The following is a 19,497-nucleotide window of genomic DNA, read 5'->3' as shown; positions in this document are numbered from 1 at the left end:
GTTATTTTTGTTCCTGTTTAAGCAATTGGTATTCAAAGCTCTTCAAAACCAAACCGATCAGTCCTATTGCCATTACACTGAATAGCAAAATAGCTGTTGGTGATCCCAATACCCATAGAGTTAAGCCAGAAAGCAGCAGCCAGAGCAAAGGAATGAGAGCAATAAGCCACAAAGCCCATCCTCTAAATATAATTAATGATAATCCTAACGTGGTGACTGCTGTGGGATCAGCATGAATACCAAACACTTCAGCCTGGGACCAGTTTCCACCGGTGAGCGGTCCCATAAATGGCAACCCGATTAACCCGACAAGGATGATGATAATCGCCATAACGGCAATTGGTCTTTTGCGTGGCCCGCTGTCGAGCCCAAATCCAGTCCAGGCTATCACTAATAATAGAAAGGCTTGAGCGAGAAATAAATAACCAATATAGCCACCTGCCCAGTTTAGTTCGGCATAACGCTGGATAAAAAAAGCAACTGCGATAAACGCCCAGACAGGTGCAATAAGCAAGCTGGCAAACCGATAATGGTTTTTGAAAGCCAGCCAGATTGCTACGACTGCCAACATCAGCGTCAGCAAATGTAACGGCCAGAAGGTTTCGCTCATACGTTCGATTAGGCGGAAATAGATATCCGCCGTAAACGGAATAAAATCCTGCAGTGCGTAGCTGGCCCAGTCGTTCATAAAGACTCGAAATATTTTGCCATCTTCTGTCGGGTGCTTGCTGATGGCATGGGGTTCATTCCAGCACGCATATTTTCACGTAAATGTTCGACTTGAGAAGTTGCAGGAATTGCACAGTTAATCGCTGGGTGACTGACGATAAACTTCAACAGAAATTCTGCCCAAGTAGTGCAGCCGCATTCTGCCTCAGCCCATTCTGGAAGGGGTTGGTCTCGGCGTTTTATGCCTTTAATTAGACTACCGCCATCAAAGGGACGGTTAGCGATCACGGCAATCCCCTTTTCTTCTGCTAGGGGTAATAATCGGTTTTCGACACCACGGTTAGTAATGTTGTAAGTCAGTTGAACGAAGTCGATATCCTCAGAAGCCATAATCTTTTCGAACTCTTGATGGCGACGACCGTGCGAGGTGGTAATACCAATATGACGGATTTTGCCTTCGGCTTTCATTTCCCGCAGAGCTTCCAGATGCTCACGCCAATCTGTCAGGTTGTGGACTTGTACTAAATCAAATTGCTCAACGTGCCAGCGTGATTGCAGATCCGCGACCTGCTGACGAGTTGATCCACCGGCTGGACTCCAGACTTTTTCCGCTGAAAACAGACTTTCTGGAATACCCAACTTTTGCAAAGCATACCCCATCACATCTGGCGCGGAACCGTACATGGGTGAAGAATCAATCAGCCCACCACCCAATTCAAAAAATGTCTTTACCACTTCGGTACGAGCGTCCAGCAATTTTGGATCGGTACCGACATTGAAAGTCCGCCATGTGCCCATACCAATTACTGGCAGCTTTTTATCACCTGAATAAGCTTTGTGAAGCAATTCACTGCTTGCCGCAATGATCGGCATCGATGGCAGCAGCGTCGCAGCCAGACTGCCACCGATCAGCTTGAGACTTTGTCTACGAGTGAAGCGATTGTTCATGGTCCGCGCTCCTTAGGATGGTTTCATTTCAGCACCTTGTCGGTATGCAATGGTTAGTGCTCAAAATTTAATCAAACCATACCAGCACAAACACCTCACTGACAATTCAATGGGGTTTGTCATTTTCAGACACATTTTCTACTTTGAATTACGTCACTAATCGCTATACAATGTGAATGTTAATAATTATCATTTAGCATTAAGCTCCATATGCATTTGGATAATAGAATATTGGTGATGCGTTTTTGTTTTTCAAACAGGTCAGTTTTCATGCCGAATTTTTCATCTCCTGCCTGGCCAATGGCCAGTCGGATTTTTGCCAGTCTTGTGGGTGGCTATCTGTTCACCTGGGGTTTGATTGCCATCGTTATCGCGGCGTTAATTCCATTGGGCGTGGAATTTCATGATGCCGAAATGGGCATGCTGATGCTGGGATTGCTGACCTATTTAAGCCTGTTTTTGTGGGGCATGGCCACTGATAAACTCATCCGCTTATGGCTGATTCTGTTTGGTGGTGGTGTGGCCATGACTATGCTGGCCAGTGTTGTTCAACAGTCATTTTTACAAGGAATTTAAATCATGTTCAGTAGTTTTCGACAGGCAATGGCTTGGCTGCATACATGGTTTGGCCTGACGCTCGGCTTTATTCTGATGGTGGTTTTCTTTTTTGGCAGCCTGTCAGTATTTGACCGTGAGATTGATCGCTGGTCAATTCCTGAAAGCCGGTTTGAACCACAGGTGATGCCTTCATTTGATGAGATGTTATTACCTATCCTGCGCTCAGTTGAACCCGATGAGCAGGATTACAATACCAATATGCCGCTGCTGCATGATTTGAGTCAGGGGCCAATGACACCCCGCACCGAATTACCTGCGGATGAATTCTGGGCTTACACAACGCATCGTGATCCGGTGTTAATCATGGGCGTGGGTTTCGGTATTCCTCAACCACTTGATCCAGAAGGGCATAACCATATTCATGGCGATATCACCATTGATCCTCGTACGGGTAAGGCATTGCCCGATGATCAATTGAAAATTGGCAGCCGATTTTTTTATCCAATGCACTACAGCCTGAACTGGAACTGGAATCAAATTGGCATCTATATCGTCGGCATCGCGGCCTTTATCATGATGGCAGCACTGGTTAGTGGCGTGATTATTCATCGTAAACGTTTTCGTGAATTCTTTACCTTCCGTCCCACTAAGCAAACCCAACGTAGCGTGCTGGATTTACATAATCTCACCGGCATGGTGGCGTTACCCTTCCATTTCTTTTTTACCTTTACCGGTTTGCTGATTTTTGCCAGTTTTTACTTTTTCCCGGTCACCCACACCCAGTTGGAACCGTTACACGATTATCATGAAATGGTCGAAGCCAGCGAGACGGGGCTGCCTCATGATGGCGCGGGTATCCCTGCTGAAATGGCTTCTGTGGATGCCATGGTCGCAAAGGCCAAACAACGCTGGACAGAAAAAGATATGCCAGGGGAAGTTGGCTTTTTGAAAATCACGCATGTGGATGTTGCCAACAGCTTTGTCAGTATTTATCGTGCTGGTAGTGACCGCGTTGCGTTAGTCGGTGAAGGCATGCATTTTAGTGGAACAACTGGAGAGCTCATCCGTGAAGAACCACCCCGCACAGCTGTTTCTGAAATTAACGAATTCTTGACTGGCCTGCATTTACAGCATTTCGAGCATTGGCTGCTACGTTGGTTGTATGTGTTTGGTGGTCTGGTCGGCGCTATCTGTATTGCCACCGGTTTTATCTTCTTTGTCGAAAAACGTAAACGTCAGCATACCTTGCAAGGCAGCTCGGGCAGCCAAATTGTTGATGCGCTGGCGGTCACTACGGTTACAGGCATGTTGGTAGCCACCGTGAGTATGCTGGTAGCAAACCGTTTACTACCAGCAGATATGATTGGTAAAGGCTATTGGGAACAGGTTGCTTTCTGGGCGAGCTGGGCTGTCATGTTATTACATGCCTTCTGGCGCAGTTCTGCCGTGCGTCATATGCGTATTTCTCCAGCATGGCGCGAACAGAGCATTTTATTCGCTGTGCTTGCCGTTGCAGCCGTTGTCCTTAACTGGATTACCACGGGCGATCATTTGCTTAAAACAGCGTTCCATTACTGGCCTGTAGCCGGAGTGGATCTAAGCTTGCTGGTCAGCAGTGCCATTGCGGTATACGCAGCGCGATACCTGAAAAAACGTGAGAACGTTGCTGTCAGTAAAGCTATTGAATTTTCGACACAGAAGCTGGAGACAAGTCGTGGTTGAAGTCATTTGTTGGATCGCCGCCATAGTCATCACCATGTTGGGTATGGCCTGTCTCTCACTTAGTTTGCCCAATCATTGGCGTCAGGTAACCGGCATCGAAACCAGTCTGCCCTCGCCTTCTGAACAGCTCAGCTTACGCATTATTGGCTACTTAAGTTTAGTCGCGTCTTTACTGCTTTGTCTGGCAGCGGATCACCCCTCTATGGCTGTACTGGTCTGGATCATGTTGCTCAGTCTAGCCGCCAAAGGTGTCGCCAGTATCCTCACCTGGCGACAGCACTGGTTTAAACCTTTATTATGCCTGGTTAGCCGTGGGGGCTCGGTCAGTCGTTCGGTTTAGTCATCCAGTTTAGTTTTTTTCTCAAGCAAATTGGTTTTGCAGTAATGGATAACGATGATAGATAACCCCAGCAACAGGATCGCCACCGTAATCCCCAGAATCCGCCAGGTATCAATATTTTTCATATCCAGAATCAGATAACGGGCCAGTGCCACAATCGCAATGTACAACGGGAACTTGATTGGTAGCTCACCCGACTGGTAATAAACCGCGATCATGGTCAACACTTCCAGATAGATAAACAGCAACAGTAAATCGGTTAATAAAACCGTGCCGTTTTCAAACATAAAATCAATTTCAATGCCTACGGCGACCAAAGTAGCAATTGCGACGATGATCAGCCCTATTTCCTGGGCAATAGCCAAAGAGTGGTTTACCAGATTTTTAATTTTCTGTGCCATGACCTATCCCGATAAATTGAGCAAAGCGAATGGTAACAGCGGGTTTTACAAATAAGGTTGCCTGCCATTCCAAAAGTGTCGGCAGTTGCTGGACTGAGGGTCAAGCTGGAACGACTAGTGCTGGATTGTCCAATTCGATAATAGAGGCCAGCCTTGTATTTCACTGCCCAGCGTCGTTAACCATTGCCCTACTGCCTGATTGGAGTTATACCGAAGACTGTAGGGTCTTGGATGAGGTACAAACTCCAGATCAAAATCGTAACGATATCGTTTAGCATGCTGATTTTGCTGATAAATAAGGTCGAGTTGGTGTTGTAGAGTATCCACCACAGAAGCTTCAGCTTTCAGTGAAACAGTATTAATAACCCCGATTTTGATTTGCTGATGCACATTGTCCAGCGTTGCCGGACCGGCAAGTTGTTTACGACCTAACGCCGCTTGAGTTGGGATAAACAATGCCCGAAACCCTGACCAGAAACCAGTTTTTCCTTCGGCATAATAACGCCAATCTCCATAGGAGTAGCGCGTTAAAGATCCGTGTTTATCTTCAAGGACCAAACTGGAATGCTGACCATGATCGAGTACAAACACTGCTCGTGGAGTTTCAGGAACCGGTGGCGGAATAATTCGGCCTGAGCAACCGCTTGATACCAAAATGGTAAAACCCATTACGATCAACCAGTCAGGTCTGAGACGGATTATTGGCATCAGATTATTTGATTTTGCTGATCCCGAAACAACGCAACAGACAGCGTTCGTATAAAGATTCTGGCAGGCCACGTTTCATACGGAACAGAAAGTATTTTTCAAAGGCGATTTTTGCCAACTGCACCCAACGGCCTTTTTTCATCCAGGCCAGGTTACGCGGTGGGATTTGTGGCAAAGCAACAAACGCCGCCCCGGTATGTCCCATATCTGCCAGGCAAACAGCATTGAGGCTGGCTCGTGTGGCTATAGGACGATCTTCAATTGTGGCTTTGATATTGGCCACTGCGGCTTTTGCCATGCTTTCAATCATATAACCGGTTTTTGGAACACCTACTGGCAATGCTGTGGCCTCAACCGGAGGTATGGCCACACAAACACCGACACCATAAATATTCGGGTAAGCCGGATTACGCTGGAACTCATCGATTTTAAGAAAACCACGAGGATTGACCAGGTCATCACCAAGGCTGGCAACACATTCGACCCCTTTGAATGCCGGAATTAACATGCTGTAATCAAAAGCCAGTTGATGGGTTTTGATGGTCTCTGCATTATCATTCACTTGTTCGACCAGCATTTTCCCCTTATTGATAGATTTGATCCGAGCATTAGTGATCCACTTGATATCATTTTTACGAAACTCAGACTCGAATAGCCCTTTTGAATCGCCTACCCCGCCTAATCCCATATGGCCAATATACGGTTCAGGTGTGACGAAGGTCATCGGGACCCGGTCACGTAGTTTAGCCTTGCGTAAGGCTCTGTTCATGATGAAAGCAAATTCATAGGCTGGTCCAAAGCAGGAAGCCCCTTGGACGGCACCCACGACAATCGGTCCAGGGTTTTTCAACAAGTCACGCCACGCATGATAGCTGTCTTCAGCATGGTCGACGGTACAAATCGAATGGGTATGGGCTTTTGGACCGAAGCCTTCAATTTCATCAAAAGCCAGTTTAGGACCGGTCGCGACGATCAGATAGTCATAGTTGAGGATGGTGTTATCACCCAGCAGGATCTGATTGGTTTCCGGTTTGATTTTGGTCGCACCGGAATCATAGAAATCGATATTTTTACTGGATAATACGGAAGCGAGTTCAAAGCTGATATCCGCTCGTTTCCGCCAACCTACCGCGATCCAGGGATTACTCGGGACAAAGTGAAAAATCGGTGTGTTAGATACCACACTGATATGGTGATTTTTGTCGAGGGCAGCCCGGCATTCATATGCAGCCGGTAAACCACCGGTACTCGCTCCGATAATGACAATATGCGCCATATTTATTCCAGCTTAATGCAAAGTGTTTGAATCATTCTGGATATTCAGCGGGTCACTGAACAGACCTGCGACATCCACCGGATCAAATTGATAATGCGTATTACAAAACTCACATGCCAGCTCAACAACGCCACGCTCGGCAATAATATCTTCAGCTTCCTGCCGACCCAGCAGTTTGATGGTATCAGCCACCCGCTGGCGTGAACAAGTACAGGCAAATTCCAATACGGTCGTACTCAATAGACGCACCATTTCTTCATTAAATAAACGATATAACAACGAGACCGCATCCAGGTTCAGCAGTTCTTCATCGGTGACAGTTTCAGCCAGAATATTGATTCGGGTCCAGTTCTCATCGTGTTGCTCTGGATCCTGTTCTGGCAGTTGCTGCAACATTAACCCCCCTGCAGTCTGCTCATCAGTCGATAACCAGATGCGGGTTTTTAATTGTTCGGATTGAGCAAAATACATTTCCAGCATTTCGGCAATTGTTTCGCCCTGTACGCTGACGACGCCTTGATAAGGTTGTTTGGCTTCGACATTTTCGATGGTGATCGCCAGATTGCCCTCGCCCAGCAATTCCTGCATGGTGGCATCGTTGGTAATTTCACCATTCCAGTTCGCTAATCCTCTTAAGGTATGGTCACTGGTACATTCCACCATCAGTAAAGAGACTGGTCCATCTGAGCGACATTGCAATACCAGGCGGCCGGACATTTTGACTGTTTCGGCCAGCAAAGCAGCTGCCGCCAGCATTTCACCCAGTAAATCAGCAACAGCCGGTGGATAGTCACGTTGCGCTTTAACTGTCTGCCAGGATTGTTTGAGTTGAACCCATTCACCGCGAATAGCGGCATTGTCGAAGATGAAACGTTGTAAATGATCTGCCTGAATGGCGTCGTCTTGCATGATGATTCCTCATTCTGCATCTAGCGAGTAATGATGTGGCAATTGAAAATGCCGGCTGATAAAGGCATTTTAACGTATCTGTTCACAAGTGGGGTTTCTGCTGGCGAAGATCAAGCCATAGTATTCAGTTAGTGTTTAGCCACTAAAAATTCCCTTAACGCAGCAGGTAAACAGGACTGAATGCGTTCACTGATTTTTTGTTCATGTTTTTGCCACAATACCCCCAGATAAATCAGTCCGAATCCGATGGCGCTTAGCGCAACTGGAAACAGTAAACTGTCCTCAAAAACAACATTGGCAAGATGCCCAAGATAAAACGCCACACCCAGTGCACCAAATATCACAAAGACTCTACGAGCAATCAGTACACCGATGCCAATCATCAACACATTGATAGTGAAATAAATGAACTTAGACAGCTCACTATCTGAGTATTGCGAAGTCATGCCGCCCCAGAAAGCAACGACACCGAACAGGTATAACCAAAATGCATAATCAACGGATTTATGCCCGCGCATATCGACCCAAAAGGCAAACAGTGTAATCAGCAGACCAAAGTATAGAGATACCAAGGCCCGTAATTCAAAGTGGGCATAATCCCCTACAAGCATTGCTGCGATATCCATCGACAAATACCACAGTGTCACGGCAATCGGCATCACCAAAAAAGGATAACGATAGCGATAAAAGATGCCGCCCCCAACTATCAGCGTACCCAATTCCATATACAACCAATGCCACTGAATATAGCGATGATAATCTCGATAAACGCTATCATCAGGCCACCAGCCCAATGCCTGCTGCAAACCATAAATTGCCAAAGGCGTCAGTGCCACAACAAACGTGGCACAAATGCCAGCCGGAATAACATAGCCTTTCGCCTGAAAACGATCGGTTAGTTTCAGCGCCACCCCAGCGTAGGCCAGACTGATAAAAAAGATTCCCCAACCACCAAAGCTTTCCCAGCCCAAGGTCATAAATAAAGTCATTGCACCAATGGCAATTAATCCGCCCATGTAATAAAGCACATGGGTAAAGTCAAAGCTGGGGCCAGTCGCTGATTGGGACTTGAAAAAAACGAACAGCTTATCTGCCTGTTCCTGCGAGATGAGATCTTGCTTTACAGCAGAATCAAGCTGTTTTTTAGTGAGGTGCATCAGCGTTGTCCCTCGCGAGGGTTAAAGTGATTTATATCGAGAGGTTGATTGTGAGTGGCTGATTGTTTTTTATCAAGAGGAATAAAAGCTTTATGGACCATATGCTGCTGTAAGACGCAGAGGTGGATGGTTGGGCATCATGCTTAACCCAAACTATCAGAGCCAATGTGCTCAGGATTCACGATTTAGGGTTTAGGATTAACTGGTCACGATAAGAAGACGATGAAATTGTCCATGACTCCTACAAAACGGAGTCATGGACTGGTTTCAAATCAGGCGCGTTGCAACAGCATTGCGTTGAGTTTTTTCACGAAGCTGGCAGGGTCATCCAGTTGTCCACCTTCTGCCAGTAAGGCCTGGTCAAACAGGATGGATGTCCAGTCAGCAAATTGATCATCGTTCTGTTCGTCTTTCAATTTGGCGACCATGGGATGTTCCGGATTGAGTTCCAGAATCGGTTTGCTGCCAGAAACCTGTTGTCCAGCGGCTTTAAGCATACGCTCCAGATTACCGCTCATATCGTAATGATCGGCAACCAGACAGGCTGGCGAATCGGTCAGACGATGTGTAATACGTACATCTTTGACTTTGTCATCCAGTGTTTTCTTGACCCGCTCAACCAGATCTTCAAAGTTTTTCTCAACTTCTTCGTGGGCTTTTTTCTCTTCCTCATCTTCCAGCTCACCCAGATCCAGATCCCCTTTGGCAACCGATTGCAGATGTTTGCCATCAAAGTCAGTCAGGGAATTGACCAGCCATTCATCAACGCGATCCGTCAGCAACAGGACTTCAATACCTTTCTTACGGAATACTTCCAGATGCGGGCTGTTTTTCGCCGCGGCATAGCTCTCGGCAGTGATGTAGTAGATTTTGTCCTGCTTGTCTTTCATCCGGCTGACATAATCTTCCAGTGAAACGGTTTGATCAGCATTACCGGTTTCAGTGCTGGCAAAACGCAGTAACTTCGCCAAGGCTTCTTTGTTAGCAAAATCTTCGCCTGGGCCTTCTTTGATTACCTGACCAAACTCTTTCCAGAATTCCGCATATTGCTCTGGTTCGTTATTGGCCATTTTGTTCAGTTCAGAGAGAATTTTCTTCACTGAAGCGGCACGGATGGTATCAATGACTTTACTGCTTTGCAGGATTTCACGTGATACATTTAATGGCAGATCGTTGGTATCAATGACACCGCGAATAAAGCGCAGGTAACGTGGCATCAGCTGTTCACTGTCTTCCATGATAAACACACGTTTTACATACAGTTTGATGCCGTGCATGCGATCGCGATCCCACAGATCAAACGGCGCTTTGGACGGGATATACAGCAAGGATGTGTATTCGGTATTACCTTCGACCTTGTTGTGGCTCCAGGTCAACGGATCCTGAAAGTCATGAGCAATCTGCTTGTAGAACTCTTTGTATTGTTCTTCAGTAATATCGTTTTTCGACAAGGTCCATAATGCCGTAGCTTTGTTAACGGTCTCTTCTTCGATGATACTTTCATCGATTTTGCCCTCTTCATCCGGCACAGGCTCTTTCAACATGATGATTGGCAAATTGATGTGATCGGAATATTTACGGATCACATTACGCAAACGCCAGCCATTTAAGAACTCGTCTTCACCTTCACGCAGGTGCAAAGTAACTTCGGTACCGCGTGTCGGTTTTTCGATGGTTTCAATATTGAACTCGCCTTCACCGGCAGATTCCCATAACACACCATGTTCTTTGGTGGTACCGGCCCGGCGGGTTTTTAACGTGACTTTATCGGCAACAATAAATGCGGAATAGAAGCCCACACCAAACTGACCGATGAGTTGAGAATCTTTAGCTTGATCTCCGGTTAATTGACCAAAGAACGCTTTGGTGCCGCTTCGGGCAATGGTACCGATATTCTCGATCACTTCCTGACGGGTCATGCCAATACCGTTATCGGTGATGGTGATGGTACGCGCATCCTTGTCAAAGGCGACGTGGATATTCAGCTCACCGTCTTCTTCGTAAAGTGCATCATCGGAAAGTGCTTCAAAGCGCAGTTTGTCTGCGGCATCGGCCGCGTTAGAAATCAGCTCACGCAGAAAAATCTCTTTGTTGCTGTAAAGCGAATGAATCATCAGATTAAGAAGTTGTTTAACTTCTGTCTGAAACCCCATGGTTTCCTTATGTGCATCAACGCCCATTTCTGTGTTGCCTCCATCTGGCTGTTTTAACGATGACTCACAGATGGGGTTGGTCAGATTGGATATCAAGAGTATTTGAGTTTAAAAAACGTAAAAATCTCATTAATCAGCTGTTTAACATCGATTAAGCTTGAATTAATAAACCTTGTGTTAGGGTCTATTTATCTTTATATCGCCACCAGCAGTGGTGGCGATATAAAGATAAATAGACCCATGGCCATGATGCCCACCCAATTCAAATAATTTAGAAAAGGATAGACACCATGCGTAAACTCACTTTGAGCTTGTTATTGGCTTTCAGCTTCGCAGCACATGCCAATGAAGACAAAATTGATATTGAAGAACAATCGGTTCTCGGTCATCAGGAAATCGTGACTTTATTTCCGGGCGACATCAAAACCAATGCTCGCATCGATACCGGAGCAGCAACCAATTCAATGTATGCCGTTGATACTGAAACCTTTGAGCAAGATGGTGAAAAAATGATCCGCTTCAAGTTTGTGGATCATGAAGATAATGAGCATGTCATTACCCGACCTTTGGTTGAAACGGTCACCGTGACCCAGGCCAGTGGTGAGCAAACACGCTATGTTGTCGAAATGGGACTGTGTGTGGGTGACTATTATGAAGAAACCCGGTTTACTCTGGCAGATCGTAGCAACATGACTTTCCCGATCCTGGTTGGTCGTAATTTTCTCGAAAACTCATTACTGGTGAGTTCAGCAGAGAAAATGATTGCCTCGCCAGAATGTGAAGTGAAATTAGCTAAGAAAGACCCGGAAGAACTTCCTGTCGTGAAACCTTAAATTGCTAAGCCCCGTCAAAACAATCTGGTTTAAAATGCCTGTTCAAAGATGAGCAGGCATTTTTTTACCATGGCTTAGTCGTATTTAACATGAGTGATACTCTCTGTCATAAAGAGATGTTACTGTATGACTTTCGCTTTTTTTCAGAGATGGAATGTCCAAACAATCACTTAGAATTCTGACATACAACCTGCATAAGGGCTTTAATACCGGCAATCGGCAGTTTATTTTGCATGAAATGCGTGAGGCACTTCGTGAAGCAGATGCCGATATTATGCTGTTGCAGGAAATCCAGGGTGAGCACTCGGGCCATCAGCAAAAACATCAGCATTGGCCGGATTGTCCACACTGTGATTTTATTGCGGAAGATATGTGGCCACACTTTGCTTACGCCAAAAATGCCGTTTACAGCGTGGGTCATCATGGTAATGCCATTCTCAGCAAATATGCTCTGCAGAGCTGGGAAAACATCAATGTATCACCCTATTCCTGGGCCAGCCGCAGTTTATTGCACGGCGTCATTCATATTCCAGACACTCAAAATGAATTACATATTATCTGTCTGCATCTTGGCTTGACCGGCACCGAGCGCAAACGCCAGTTGCAGACGCTTTGTGAGCGTATCGATGAACATGTACCACATGATGCCCCGCTGATTGTTGCCGGGGACTTTAATGACTGGAACGGACAGGCAGAAAAACACTTTACTCAACGGCTTGATTTAAAAGAAGCGTTTCGAACCCTGCATAAGCGTCATGCCCGCACCTGGCCGTCCTGGATGCCTATTTTCAAAATGGATAGAATTTACTACCGTGGTCTTGAACCGACATTTTGTGAATGCCCTCCCCATTCTTCATGGAAAATGCTATCGGATCACGCTCCTCTGATTGCCGCTTTTGAATTTTAAGCCGTCTCATTAAACAGAGATGCTGAGAAACCTATCTGCCCTGTTCTTCATCATGTTGATGTCAAACAGTTTTGCCAGTGATCAAAGTCAAATGCACGGCGCGTGGAAGCTGGTTTCCTATGAAGTCGAGGTTGAAAAAAACCGGTGAAATATTTCATCCAATGGGTAAAAAGCCAGCCGGCTATGTCATATTCACAGCAGAACAACGTGTCTGATTTGTTTTAACGGGTGAAGGCCGTAAGCCTGCAAAAAAGATAGAAGACAAGGCCCGCTTGTTGGATTCAATCATCTCCTATACCGGGAGATATCGCATTGAAGGTAACCAATGGGTCACTAGCGTTGAAGTAGCTTGCAACCCTCAATGGGTTGATACCGAGCAAGCTCGTGAATTCAAAATAACTGGTGATCGGCTACAAGTCTTTACGCCATGGGGTGTGATGACCAATTGGCCTGGGCAAGAGATGACTCGCAGTATGGTGACTTTTGAACGATCCAGGTAGGAATTTTGCACAAATTACATTAAAGTGCGCTGGCTTGGAAATGAGGACTCTATATGCCAGATATCGTTGTCATGTTTTTTATATTGGGTTTAGTCGGTGGATTAGTCAAATCTGATCTGGCCATCCCCAAAGCGGCTTACGATGTTTTAAGCCTGTTACTGATGCTGACAATCGGCCTTAAAGGCGGCATGGCATTACATGGCAATATGGGTTGGGGACTTTTACCCGAGCTATTATCAGTCGCCTTACTGGGATTCCTGATCCCGCTTATCCTGTTCCCGCTCTTGTTAAAAATCGTACGTTTGCCTTTGGCCGATAGCGCCAGCTTTGCGGCTCATTATGGTTCGGTGAGTGCAGGTACCTTTGCAGTAGCACTGGCTTATGCTGAAAGTCATCAAATGGTCGTTGGTGGTCAGGTGACACTTTATCTGGTGCTACTGGAGCTACCCGCCATTGTTATCGGTTTGATGCTTTACCGTCAATTTAGCGGGTTAAAACAGACCTCCTCAGGTGGGATATTCAGTATTTTGCATGAATCGTTAACCAACCGAGGGGTTATCCTGTTAATTGGTGGGGTCATTATTGGTTGGATGTATGGGCCGAGGCAAGGTGCCGGCGTGACCGATCTTTATATGGGTGCATTTATGGGCGTGCTGGCCTTGTTTCTTCTGGAAATGGGGCTGGTCGCAGCTGAAGCGTTAAGCAACATGTCTCGCGAGAAAATTCCCGTGGTGCTTTTTGCTGTGATTGCACCATCCATTCTGGCATTGGTTGGATTATTCACCGGTAAACTGCTTGGCTTACCTGAAGGTTCCATATTAATTTTGGCCAGTTTGACGGCAAGTGCTTCCTATATCGCTGCTCCTGTTGCCGTGCGGGCAGCCATTCCGCAAGCGGATATTGGCCTGGCGATGCTGGCTTCTTTGGGGCTGACTTTCCCCTTTAATGTGCTTGTCGGCATTCCGCTTTATCACAGTTTGATTGGTTAAACTGTCAGACTCTATTTTTTGAGCTGTTTCGCATTATTCACATCGTCGCTATATCGCTGACGCGATACGGTTCGACAATTGCATAGGACCTTGCATAAACCATTTCGGTCTCATCACTGGTAAGCTGTGATCACGCCCTGAACATTTATTTATGCGTGTTGAGCAACCGTTCAACTCTCAGCATGCTGAAGACGCAGAATCATTATTAGCCTTATTTTGGTGCGCAATGATTCAGAAACAAACAAATGGATAATTCATCAAGGAGCACGGCATGCAATCTCTGGCACTGCTCAAACCAATCCAATCCATTTTGTGGAGTGTCGCTCTGCTGTTACTGGGTAATGGATTGATTAGTACTCTCCTCACCCTCCGCGGTACCAGTGAAGGCTTTTCCAGTGCTGTCATGGGCATGATTATGTCGGCCTATTTTGTCGGTTTTATCTGTGGCACCTGGGTCAGTGGACGCTTGATTCGCCGTATGGGGCATATTCGTACGTTTGCTTTTTGTGCCTCAGTCTGCGCGACGACCACGCTGTTGCATATTATCTTTATCGATCAATGGGCCTGGATGGGCTTTCGTTTTTTTTATGGATTAGCCTACATCACCTTAATGACGGTGATTGAAAGCTGGCTAAACAGTCAGGCTGCAAGCCATGAGCGTGGTCGCATCTTTGCGTTCTACATGGTGGTCAATCTGGGCGCGCTCGCCATTGCCCAACAAATGCTGCATCTTGATTCGCCTGAAGGATTTTTATTATTCGCTTTGGTCTCCATTTTGGTGAGCTGGGCGATTCTGCCATTGACACTGACTCGTCGCAATCAACCCAATATCGCCACTGAAAGACCCAAAAGCAGTCTGAAGAATCTATTAAAAATCGCTCCTCTGGCGGTTGCCGGAGCGGCTTTGTCCGGTTTGGCAATGGGTGCTTTCTGGTCGATGACACCGATTTATGCCACTCAACTTGGCTACGATATCAGTGGTATCGCAATGATCATGAGTTTGACCATTATCGGTGGAGCGGTTTTGCAAATCCCTATCGGTCGCTACTCGGATAAACATGATCGCCCAAAAGTCATGACGTGGGTGGTGATCCTGGCCGCCATCATGGCGCTATTAATGACGATTGCGCCTAGCCAGCGTATTTTGCTGGGCATGTTCTTTATCTGGGGCGGTCTATCATTTTCCATTTATCCTCTGGCTGTCGCCCAGTTGATTGACCAGTTAAATCCGGATGAAATCGTTTCCGGGTCTTCTGACATGCTGGTGTTGCATGGCGCTGGCTGTGCTTTCGCCCCGGTTATCTCAGGCTGGTTAATGACGGTTATCGGAGCGCATGGCTTACCCATTTATATAGGGGTTGTTTTCATTGGTCTGGCGGCATACGCCATCTATCGCCGTCGCCATGTAGTCGACTTGGTCAGTGGTAAAAGCGCACACTTTGAACCCATGCTACAAACCAGTGCTCAAGCGCTGAATATGATGTTTGATCCACAACAACGTGATTTGTTTGATGACCCAAGTTTTTATGCCGAAGAAGAACAAAACCGAATCATTAATGCTCTGAGACAAAGCGGCTCCTGAACAATAAAGGCATTTTTATAGACATCCGCTTTAATAAGCGTGATCCTTGCCTGTCTGAAAGCTCATCCAAAGTGAATCTATTGTTTTGGCCGACAATAGCTTTTGATATCAATTGATCCCGGAAGCAGAATGGAACACAGTCACCACCATCACCACGAAGTTGCTAACTACAATCGCGCTTTTGCGATAGGTATTTCACTCAATGTCGCATTTGTCATTATTGAGGCCAGCTATGGCATTCTGGCAAGTTCAATGGCGCTATTAGCAGATGCCGGGCATAACCTGAGTGATGTAGTAAGTTTACTGCTGGCCTGGGGCGCTAATATTCTGGCGAAAAAAGCCGCCACTGAAAAACGTACCTATGGCTTTCGAAAAGCAACGGTGATGGCGGCCTTAATCAGCTCTATCATGCTGTTGATTGCTTTAGGAGGCATTGCCTGGGAGTCTATCAACCGAATGTTAGATCCCCAGCCTGTTCAGGGTTTAACCGTGATTATTGTCGCCAGTATTGGCGTAGTGATTAATACCATTACCGCATTGCTGTTTTTCAAGGGACAACAGCATGACTTGAATATTAGGGGGGCGTTCCTCCATATGGCAGCAGATGCCGGGGTGTCCCTTGGGGTAGTGATTGCCGGATTATTTATTATTTTTAAAGGCTGGTTATGGATTGATCCCATGGTCAGCTTACTGATTGTGGCGATTATTCTGGTAGGAACCTGGCGCTTATTACGTGAATCATTAAATTATGCGATGGATGCTGTTCCGAAAAATATCGATTTGCAACAAATCCAGCGTTATTTGTTAGATTTGGAACAGGTCGACTCGTTGCATGATTTACATATCTGGCCATTAAGTACCAGTGAAACCGCACTCACCGTGCATCTGGTAGTCAAGGGTATCCCGCTGGATAACGCTTTTTTATCTCAGCTGCAGCATGATCTGCATGACCATTTTGCTATTGAACATGCCACCATCCAGCTGGAATCAGCCAATCAGGCGCTCTTTTGTTTACTGGGTGACAGTCACGCTTGTCATCAGGATAGATAACCTGTTCTTTACTGCTTAAATTTCAGGTCATAAGTCCCAGCTCCTTTCAACGCTAATAAATATCTGTGGAGATAATTATGAGCCAACTATTTTTTGATAATTGGGAGACATTGTTTCGTACCTTAATTATTGGGCTGCTGGCCTATATCAGTTTAGTGTTACTGCTGAGAATATCCGGCCGTAGAACTCTGTCAAAAATGAATGCTTTTGATCTGGTGGTGACCGTTGCCTTGGGTTCGACGCTGGCTACTATTTTATTAAACCGTGATGTCGCACTGGCAGAGGGTACCTTGGCTTTTGCACTACTTATCGGCATCCAGTTTCTGGTGACCTGGACCAGTGTAAGAGTGCCATGGGTTCGCAAGATAATAACCGGCGAACCGGCATTGCTGGTTTATGAAGGAGAACTTATCCCGACAGCCATGAAGCATGCCCGTGTTACGGAAGCTGAAATTCACTCTGCTGTGCGTTCAGCGGGCAAGCAAACCTTTGAACATGTTAAGGCTGTGGTTTTGGAAACCGACGGATCATTCAGTGTAGTGCAGCAAGAAAACAGTCAAGCACGCTCCAGCCTGAGAGGTATTGTGGTTCCGGGGAAAGAAAAATCCGCTCGCTCGGAGGTTGATTAACGCAGGATAAACCAGCATCACATTTCGTCTTGTGAACACTTAACACTTTCTTAAAGTCCGAAGCTTTGTTATGTTGCGAGGCTGTTAATGAAAAGACTGTGTAATGAAGATGCATGGAAAATTAGTCAAATGGAAAGACAACAGAGGGTTTGGATTTATTCTCTGCGAGCAAAATCAACAAGAAGTGTTTGTGCATATTTCCGCTTTTCCGAGCGGTAGCCCGCGCCCCAAAGTCGGAGAACTATTAGGGTTTGAAATCGAGACTACTGCTGATGGAAAAACCAGAGCAATAAATATCAGCCGGGCAGGAAACACAAAAAACAAAGCCCATGCTTCGACGGTTCAACTCAGTAAAACACCAGGAAAAGCCACCAAATCAATAAGTGCAGTCATTGCATTGCTGGTGATTGGTTTGATTGTGATGAGCGTTGCTCAAAAATTTACTTCTGCTCCGGCAGCAGTAACCAGTCAATCCACTGCACCGAATAACACAAGTCAAACGTTATCGGAGGTGAATGCGAATCAATTTACCTGTGATGGGAGAACCCATTGTAGTGAGATAACGTCATGTGATGAGGCCGCTTATTTTCTTGAACATTGCCCCAACACTGAAATGGATGGGGATAATGATGGCATACCTTGTGAAGCACAGCATTGTTAACACTAACATGCTCTTTTTGACCGCACATCAAAATAAGCATACGCCGCGACCACCAGAAAACACACAGCTGGCACACTGTACGACAACGCCGTATTAGAAACATCAATCAATGCCCCCTGAAACAAAGGCATGATGGCTCCACCGAGAATCGCCATCACCAAGCCCGCCGCGCCAAATTTAGTATCTTCAGCTAATCCTTTTAATGCCACACTGTATATAGTTGGAAACATCAGTGATAAACAGGCCGAGATCAACACAACTGCCCACACACCAAAAATTGTTGTACTGAACATCGCAAAGACACATAAACCACTTCCGGTGAGTGCAAGTAGGGTCATCAGCACTGTCGGCCGAACATAGCCCATTAACCAGGTCATCGCAAAGCGTGACACTAAAAAAACCAGCAAACTGTATTGCAGATAAATGCTGGCGTCGGCTGCAGTGCCACCCAGTATCTGCTGCACATACTGGATGGTGAACGTCCATACGCAGACTTGTGCGGCCACATTAAAAAACTGAGCAATCACACCATAGCGATAATGGGTATTGGCCATCAGGCGTTTAAATATCTGAGCAAAATTCAGTTCACTGATGCTTGAGGCAACGGCCTCACGGGGTTGTGGCACTTTTGAGAATAAAATCATCAGCCAAATAATTAATAACGCCAATGCCATGCTGACATAGGGCAACATGACGGCTTTAAGCTCGGCAGATTGCACCAACTGTAATTCTTCAACCGTCATTAATGCCCGATCAGCCGCTTCGGCAATATGCAAATTTGGCAGAATCAAGGTGGCGGCGAGAAAAACGCCAAGATTGGTCCCCACCGGATTAAAGGCCTGTGCCAGATTAAGCCGACGCGTTGCGTTTTCTAAAGGCCCCATCGCCATAACAAACGGATTGGCTGAAGTTTCCAGAATAGATAAGCCTGCGGCCAGAATAAATAAGGCGGCCAGAAAATAATGATAATCCATTGCCAGACTGGCTGGATAAAACGCTAAGGCCCCTACTACAGCCAAGCCCAAACCACATAAAACACCGGTTTTATAAGAATATCGACGGTTAATAAACGCGGCAGGAATTGCCAGACAAAAATATGCCCCGTAATAAGCAAACTGCACCAATGCCGCCTGCAAGTTACTCATCGCAAAGATTTTGCTAAATACCTTCACCAATGGATCGGTCATATTCGCGGCCACGCCCCAGGCAGCAAAACAGGTAATCAGTAACACAAATACCACGCGCATTTCCGGATAAACAAAGGGCTGTTTGGCAGACATGAGGTTGATCCTTGCTTTGTATCTTCTCTGAGTGTATCAGTAATTTATCCGGCTATCGTCCAGCTTACCGGCTAATTTATTGTCTATCAGACAATGCAACATATTCTCCCAAAAATTGACCGGCTGGCTGGTCGCCATCAGACAAAACAGCTGCCACACGTATGCGGGCTTTACCCTTAAGCTGCAACATATTGAGAAACTGCGGCCAATCATCCTCATCCACCA

21 protein-coding genes are annotated in these 19,497 nt (G+C 46.2%); 11 read left to right on the top strand and 10 right to left on the bottom strand.

Going from position 1 to position 19,497, the window contains the following annotated elements:
- Position 1: 1 nt before the first annotated feature.
- Positions 2-688: a DUF6064 family protein gene (locus LGT40_RS05350; RefSeq protein ID WP_226071060.1), complete on the bottom strand. Its 687-nt coding sequence runs from the start codon at positions 686-688 to the stop codon at positions 2-4.
- Positions 685-1,617 (bottom strand): aldo/keto reductase, encoded by a 933-nt coding sequence (locus LGT40_RS05345; RefSeq protein WP_226071058.1) that lies wholly within the window; start codon positions 1,615-1,617, stop codon positions 685-687. Before LGT40_RS05345 ends, LGT40_RS05350 begins: the two co-directional genes overlap by 4 nt.
- A gap of 270 nt (positions 1,618-1,887) precedes the next feature.
- On the opposite strand from LGT40_RS05345, the gene LGT40_RS05340 reads away from it, so the two are divergent.
- Genes LGT40_RS05340 through LGT40_RS05330 form a run of 3 tightly spaced genes read left to right on the top strand, consistent with a single transcriptional unit; the run spans position 1,888 to position 4,237 of the window.
- Entirely contained in the window at positions 1,888-2,193 is a 306-nt protein-coding gene (locus tag LGT40_RS05340; RefSeq protein ID WP_226071057.1) for an iron uptake protein, read from the top strand.
- A gap of 3 nt (positions 2,194-2,196) precedes the next feature.
- Positions 2,197-3,897 (top strand): PepSY-associated TM helix domain-containing protein, encoded by a 1,701-nt coding sequence (locus LGT40_RS05335; RefSeq protein ID WP_226071056.1) that lies wholly within the window; start codon positions 2,197-2,199, stop codon positions 3,895-3,897.
- Positions 3,890-4,237, top strand: a complete 348-nt coding sequence (locus LGT40_RS05330; RefSeq protein ID WP_226071055.1) for a DUF3325 domain-containing protein — start codon at positions 3,890-3,892, stop codon at positions 4,235-4,237. Before LGT40_RS05335 ends, LGT40_RS05330 begins: the two co-directional genes overlap by 8 nt.
- On the opposite strand, the gene LGT40_RS05325 is transcribed toward LGT40_RS05330, so the two are convergent.
- The 6 genes from LGT40_RS05325 to htpG form a co-directional block, all read right to left on the bottom strand.
- Complete coding sequence (locus LGT40_RS05325) at positions 4,234-4,638, bottom strand: phosphate-starvation-inducible PsiE family protein (RefSeq protein ID WP_226071054.1); 405 nt, start codon at positions 4,636-4,638, stop codon at positions 4,234-4,236. The genes LGT40_RS05330 and LGT40_RS05325 overlap by 4 nt on opposite strands.
- A 114-nt stretch (positions 4,639-4,752) precedes the next feature.
- Positions 4,753-5,307 (bottom strand): DUF2459 domain-containing protein, encoded by a 555-nt coding sequence (locus LGT40_RS05320; protein ID WP_226071053.1) that lies wholly within the window; start codon positions 5,305-5,307, stop codon positions 4,753-4,755.
- Positions 5,308-5,350: 43 nt separating this feature from the next.
- A complete protein-coding gene (locus LGT40_RS05315) occupies positions 5,351-6,622 on the bottom strand; it encodes an NAD(P)/FAD-dependent oxidoreductase (RefSeq protein WP_226071052.1) in 1,272 nt (423 codons plus the stop codon).
- A gap of 12 nt (positions 6,623-6,634) precedes the next feature.
- Positions 6,635-7,531, bottom strand: a complete 897-nt coding sequence (hslO, locus tag LGT40_RS05310; protein ID WP_226071051.1) for an Hsp33 family molecular chaperone HslO — start codon at positions 7,529-7,531, stop codon at positions 6,635-6,637.
- 128 nt (positions 7,532-7,659) lie between these two features.
- A complete protein-coding gene (locus LGT40_RS05305) occupies positions 7,660-8,688 on the bottom strand; it encodes a DUF2157 domain-containing protein (RefSeq protein ID WP_226071049.1) in 1,029 nt (342 codons plus the stop codon).
- A gap of 272 nt (positions 8,689-8,960) precedes the next feature.
- A complete protein-coding gene (gene htpG, locus LGT40_RS05300; RefSeq protein ID WP_226071047.1) occupies positions 8,961-10,868 on the bottom strand; it encodes a molecular chaperone HtpG in 1,908 nt (635 codons plus the stop codon).
- A 263-nt stretch (positions 10,869-11,131) separates the two neighbouring features.
- On the opposite strand from htpG, the gene LGT40_RS05295 reads away from it, so the two are divergent.
- From LGT40_RS05295 to LGT40_RS05260, 8 genes are all read left to right on the top strand, one after another.
- Entirely contained in the window at positions 11,132-11,674 is a 543-nt protein-coding gene (locus LGT40_RS05295; protein ID WP_226071046.1) for an ATP-dependent zinc protease family protein, read from the top strand.
- 154 nt (positions 11,675-11,828) lie between these two features.
- Positions 11,829-12,581, top strand: a complete 753-nt coding sequence (locus LGT40_RS05290) for an endonuclease/exonuclease/phosphatase family protein (RefSeq protein ID WP_226071045.1) — start codon at positions 11,829-11,831, stop codon at positions 12,579-12,581.
- A gap of 254 nt (positions 12,582-12,835) precedes the next feature.
- Positions 12,836-13,081: a lipocalin-like domain-containing protein gene (locus LGT40_RS05285; RefSeq protein WP_226071099.1), complete on the top strand. Its 246-nt coding sequence runs from the start codon at positions 12,836-12,838 to the stop codon at positions 13,079-13,081.
- A 53-nt stretch (positions 13,082-13,134) separates the two neighbouring features.
- Positions 13,135-14,070 carry a sodium-dependent bicarbonate transport family permease gene (locus LGT40_RS05280; protein WP_226071044.1) on the top strand — a complete coding sequence of 312 codons (936 nt, stop codon included), beginning with the start codon at positions 13,135-13,137 and terminating at the stop codon, positions 14,068-14,070.
- A 271-nt stretch (positions 14,071-14,341) separates the two neighbouring features.
- The gene (locus tag LGT40_RS05275; RefSeq protein ID WP_226071043.1) at positions 14,342-15,652 is read left to right on the top strand and encodes an MFS transporter; all 1,311 of its coding nucleotides are present in this window, start codon (positions 14,342-14,344) and stop codon (positions 15,650-15,652) included.
- A gap of 129 nt (positions 15,653-15,781) precedes the next feature.
- The gene (locus LGT40_RS05270; protein WP_226071042.1) at positions 15,782-16,702 is read left to right on the top strand and encodes a cation diffusion facilitator family transporter; all 921 of its coding nucleotides are present in this window, start codon (positions 15,782-15,784) and stop codon (positions 16,700-16,702) included.
- Between the two features lie 77 nt (positions 16,703-16,779).
- Positions 16,780-17,331: a DUF421 domain-containing protein gene (locus LGT40_RS05265; protein ID WP_226071041.1), complete on the top strand. Its 552-nt coding sequence runs from the start codon at positions 16,780-16,782 to the stop codon at positions 17,329-17,331.
- A 103-nt stretch (positions 17,332-17,434) separates the two neighbouring features.
- Positions 17,435-17,992, top strand: coding sequence for a cold shock domain-containing protein (locus tag LGT40_RS05260; protein ID WP_226071039.1), 558 nt, complete (start codon positions 17,435-17,437; stop codon positions 17,990-17,992).
- Between the two features lie 2 nt (positions 17,993-17,994).
- On the opposite strand, the gene fucP is transcribed toward LGT40_RS05260, so the two are convergent.
- Together fucP and LGT40_RS05250 are read right to left on the bottom strand one after the other, a co-directional pair.
- Positions 17,995-19,272 (bottom strand): L-fucose:H+ symporter permease, encoded by a 1,278-nt coding sequence (gene fucP, locus LGT40_RS05255; protein WP_226071037.1) that lies wholly within the window; start codon positions 19,270-19,272, stop codon positions 17,995-17,997.
- Positions 19,273-19,348: 76 nt separating this feature from the next.
- A complete protein-coding gene (locus tag LGT40_RS05250; RefSeq protein ID WP_226343169.1) occupies positions 19,349-19,495 on the bottom strand; it encodes a YiiD C-terminal domain-containing protein in 147 nt (48 codons plus the stop codon).
- Positions 19,496-19,497 lie beyond the last annotated feature (2 nt).

This window comes from Methylophaga pinxianii (assembly GCF_020447225.1).
Classification (GTDB): Bacteria; Pseudomonadota; Gammaproteobacteria; order Nitrosococcales; family Methylophagaceae; genus Methylophaga; species Methylophaga pinxianii.
Note: the sequence above shows the minus strand (reverse complement) of the source record. Positions and strands in the feature narration are given on the sequence as shown.

What these genes read in the sequence shown, in the direction of transcription:
- LGT40_RS05315 (WP_226071052.1), bottom strand. Translation starts at nt 6,622, where the DNA reads ATGGCGCATATTGTCATTATCGGAGCGAGTACCGGTGGTTTACCGGCT.
- LGT40_RS05280 (WP_226071044.1), top strand. Translation starts at nt 13,135, where the DNA reads ATGCCAGATATCGTTGTCATGTTTTTTATATTGGGTTTAGTCGGTGGA.
- hslO (WP_226071051.1), bottom strand. Translation starts at nt 7,531, where the DNA reads ATGCAAGACGACGCCATTCAGGCAGATCATTTACAACGTTTCATCTTC.
- LGT40_RS05270 (WP_226071042.1), top strand. Translation starts at nt 15,782, where the DNA reads ATGGAACACAGTCACCACCATCACCACGAAGTTGCTAACTACAATCGC.
- LGT40_RS05290 (WP_226071045.1), top strand. Translation starts at nt 11,829, where the DNA reads ATGTCCAAACAATCACTTAGAATTCTGACATACAACCTGCATAAGGGC.
- LGT40_RS05350 (WP_226071060.1), bottom strand. Translation starts at nt 688, where the DNA reads ATGAACGACTGGGCCAGCTACGCACTGCAGGATTTTATTCCGTTTACG.
- LGT40_RS05295 (WP_226071046.1), top strand. Translation starts at nt 11,132, where the DNA reads ATGCGTAAACTCACTTTGAGCTTGTTATTGGCTTTCAGCTTCGCAGCA.
- LGT40_RS05325 (WP_226071054.1), bottom strand. Translation starts at nt 4,638, where the DNA reads ATGGCACAGAAAATTAAAAATCTGGTAAACCACTCTTTGGCTATTGCC.
- LGT40_RS05260 (WP_226071039.1), top strand. Translation starts at nt 17,435, where the DNA reads ATGAAGATGCATGGAAAATTAGTCAAATGGAAAGACAACAGAGGGTTT.
- LGT40_RS05340 (WP_226071057.1), top strand. Translation starts at nt 1,888, where the DNA reads ATGCCGAATTTTTCATCTCCTGCCTGGCCAATGGCCAGTCGGATTTTT.
- LGT40_RS05275 (WP_226071043.1), top strand. Translation starts at nt 14,342, where the DNA reads ATGCAATCTCTGGCACTGCTCAAACCAATCCAATCCATTTTGTGGAGT.
- LGT40_RS05320 (WP_226071053.1), bottom strand. Translation starts at nt 5,307, where the DNA reads ATGGGTTTTACCATTTTGGTATCAAGCGGTTGCTCAGGCCGAATTATT.
- LGT40_RS05265 (WP_226071041.1), top strand. Translation starts at nt 16,780, where the DNA reads ATGAGCCAACTATTTTTTGATAATTGGGAGACATTGTTTCGTACCTTA.
- fucP (WP_226071037.1), bottom strand. Translation starts at nt 19,272, where the DNA reads ATGTCTGCCAAACAGCCCTTTGTTTATCCGGAAATGCGCGTGGTATTT.
- LGT40_RS05335 (WP_226071056.1), top strand. Translation starts at nt 2,197, where the DNA reads ATGTTCAGTAGTTTTCGACAGGCAATGGCTTGGCTGCATACATGGTTT.
- LGT40_RS05305 (WP_226071049.1), bottom strand. Translation starts at nt 8,688, where the DNA reads ATGCACCTCACTAAAAAACAGCTTGATTCTGCTGTAAAGCAAGATCTC.
- htpG (WP_226071047.1), bottom strand. Translation starts at nt 10,868, where the DNA reads ATGGGCGTTGATGCACATAAGGAAACCATGGGGTTTCAGACAGAAGTT.
- LGT40_RS05345 (WP_226071058.1), bottom strand. Translation starts at nt 1,617, where the DNA reads ATGAACAATCGCTTCACTCGTAGACAAAGTCTCAAGCTGATCGGTGGC.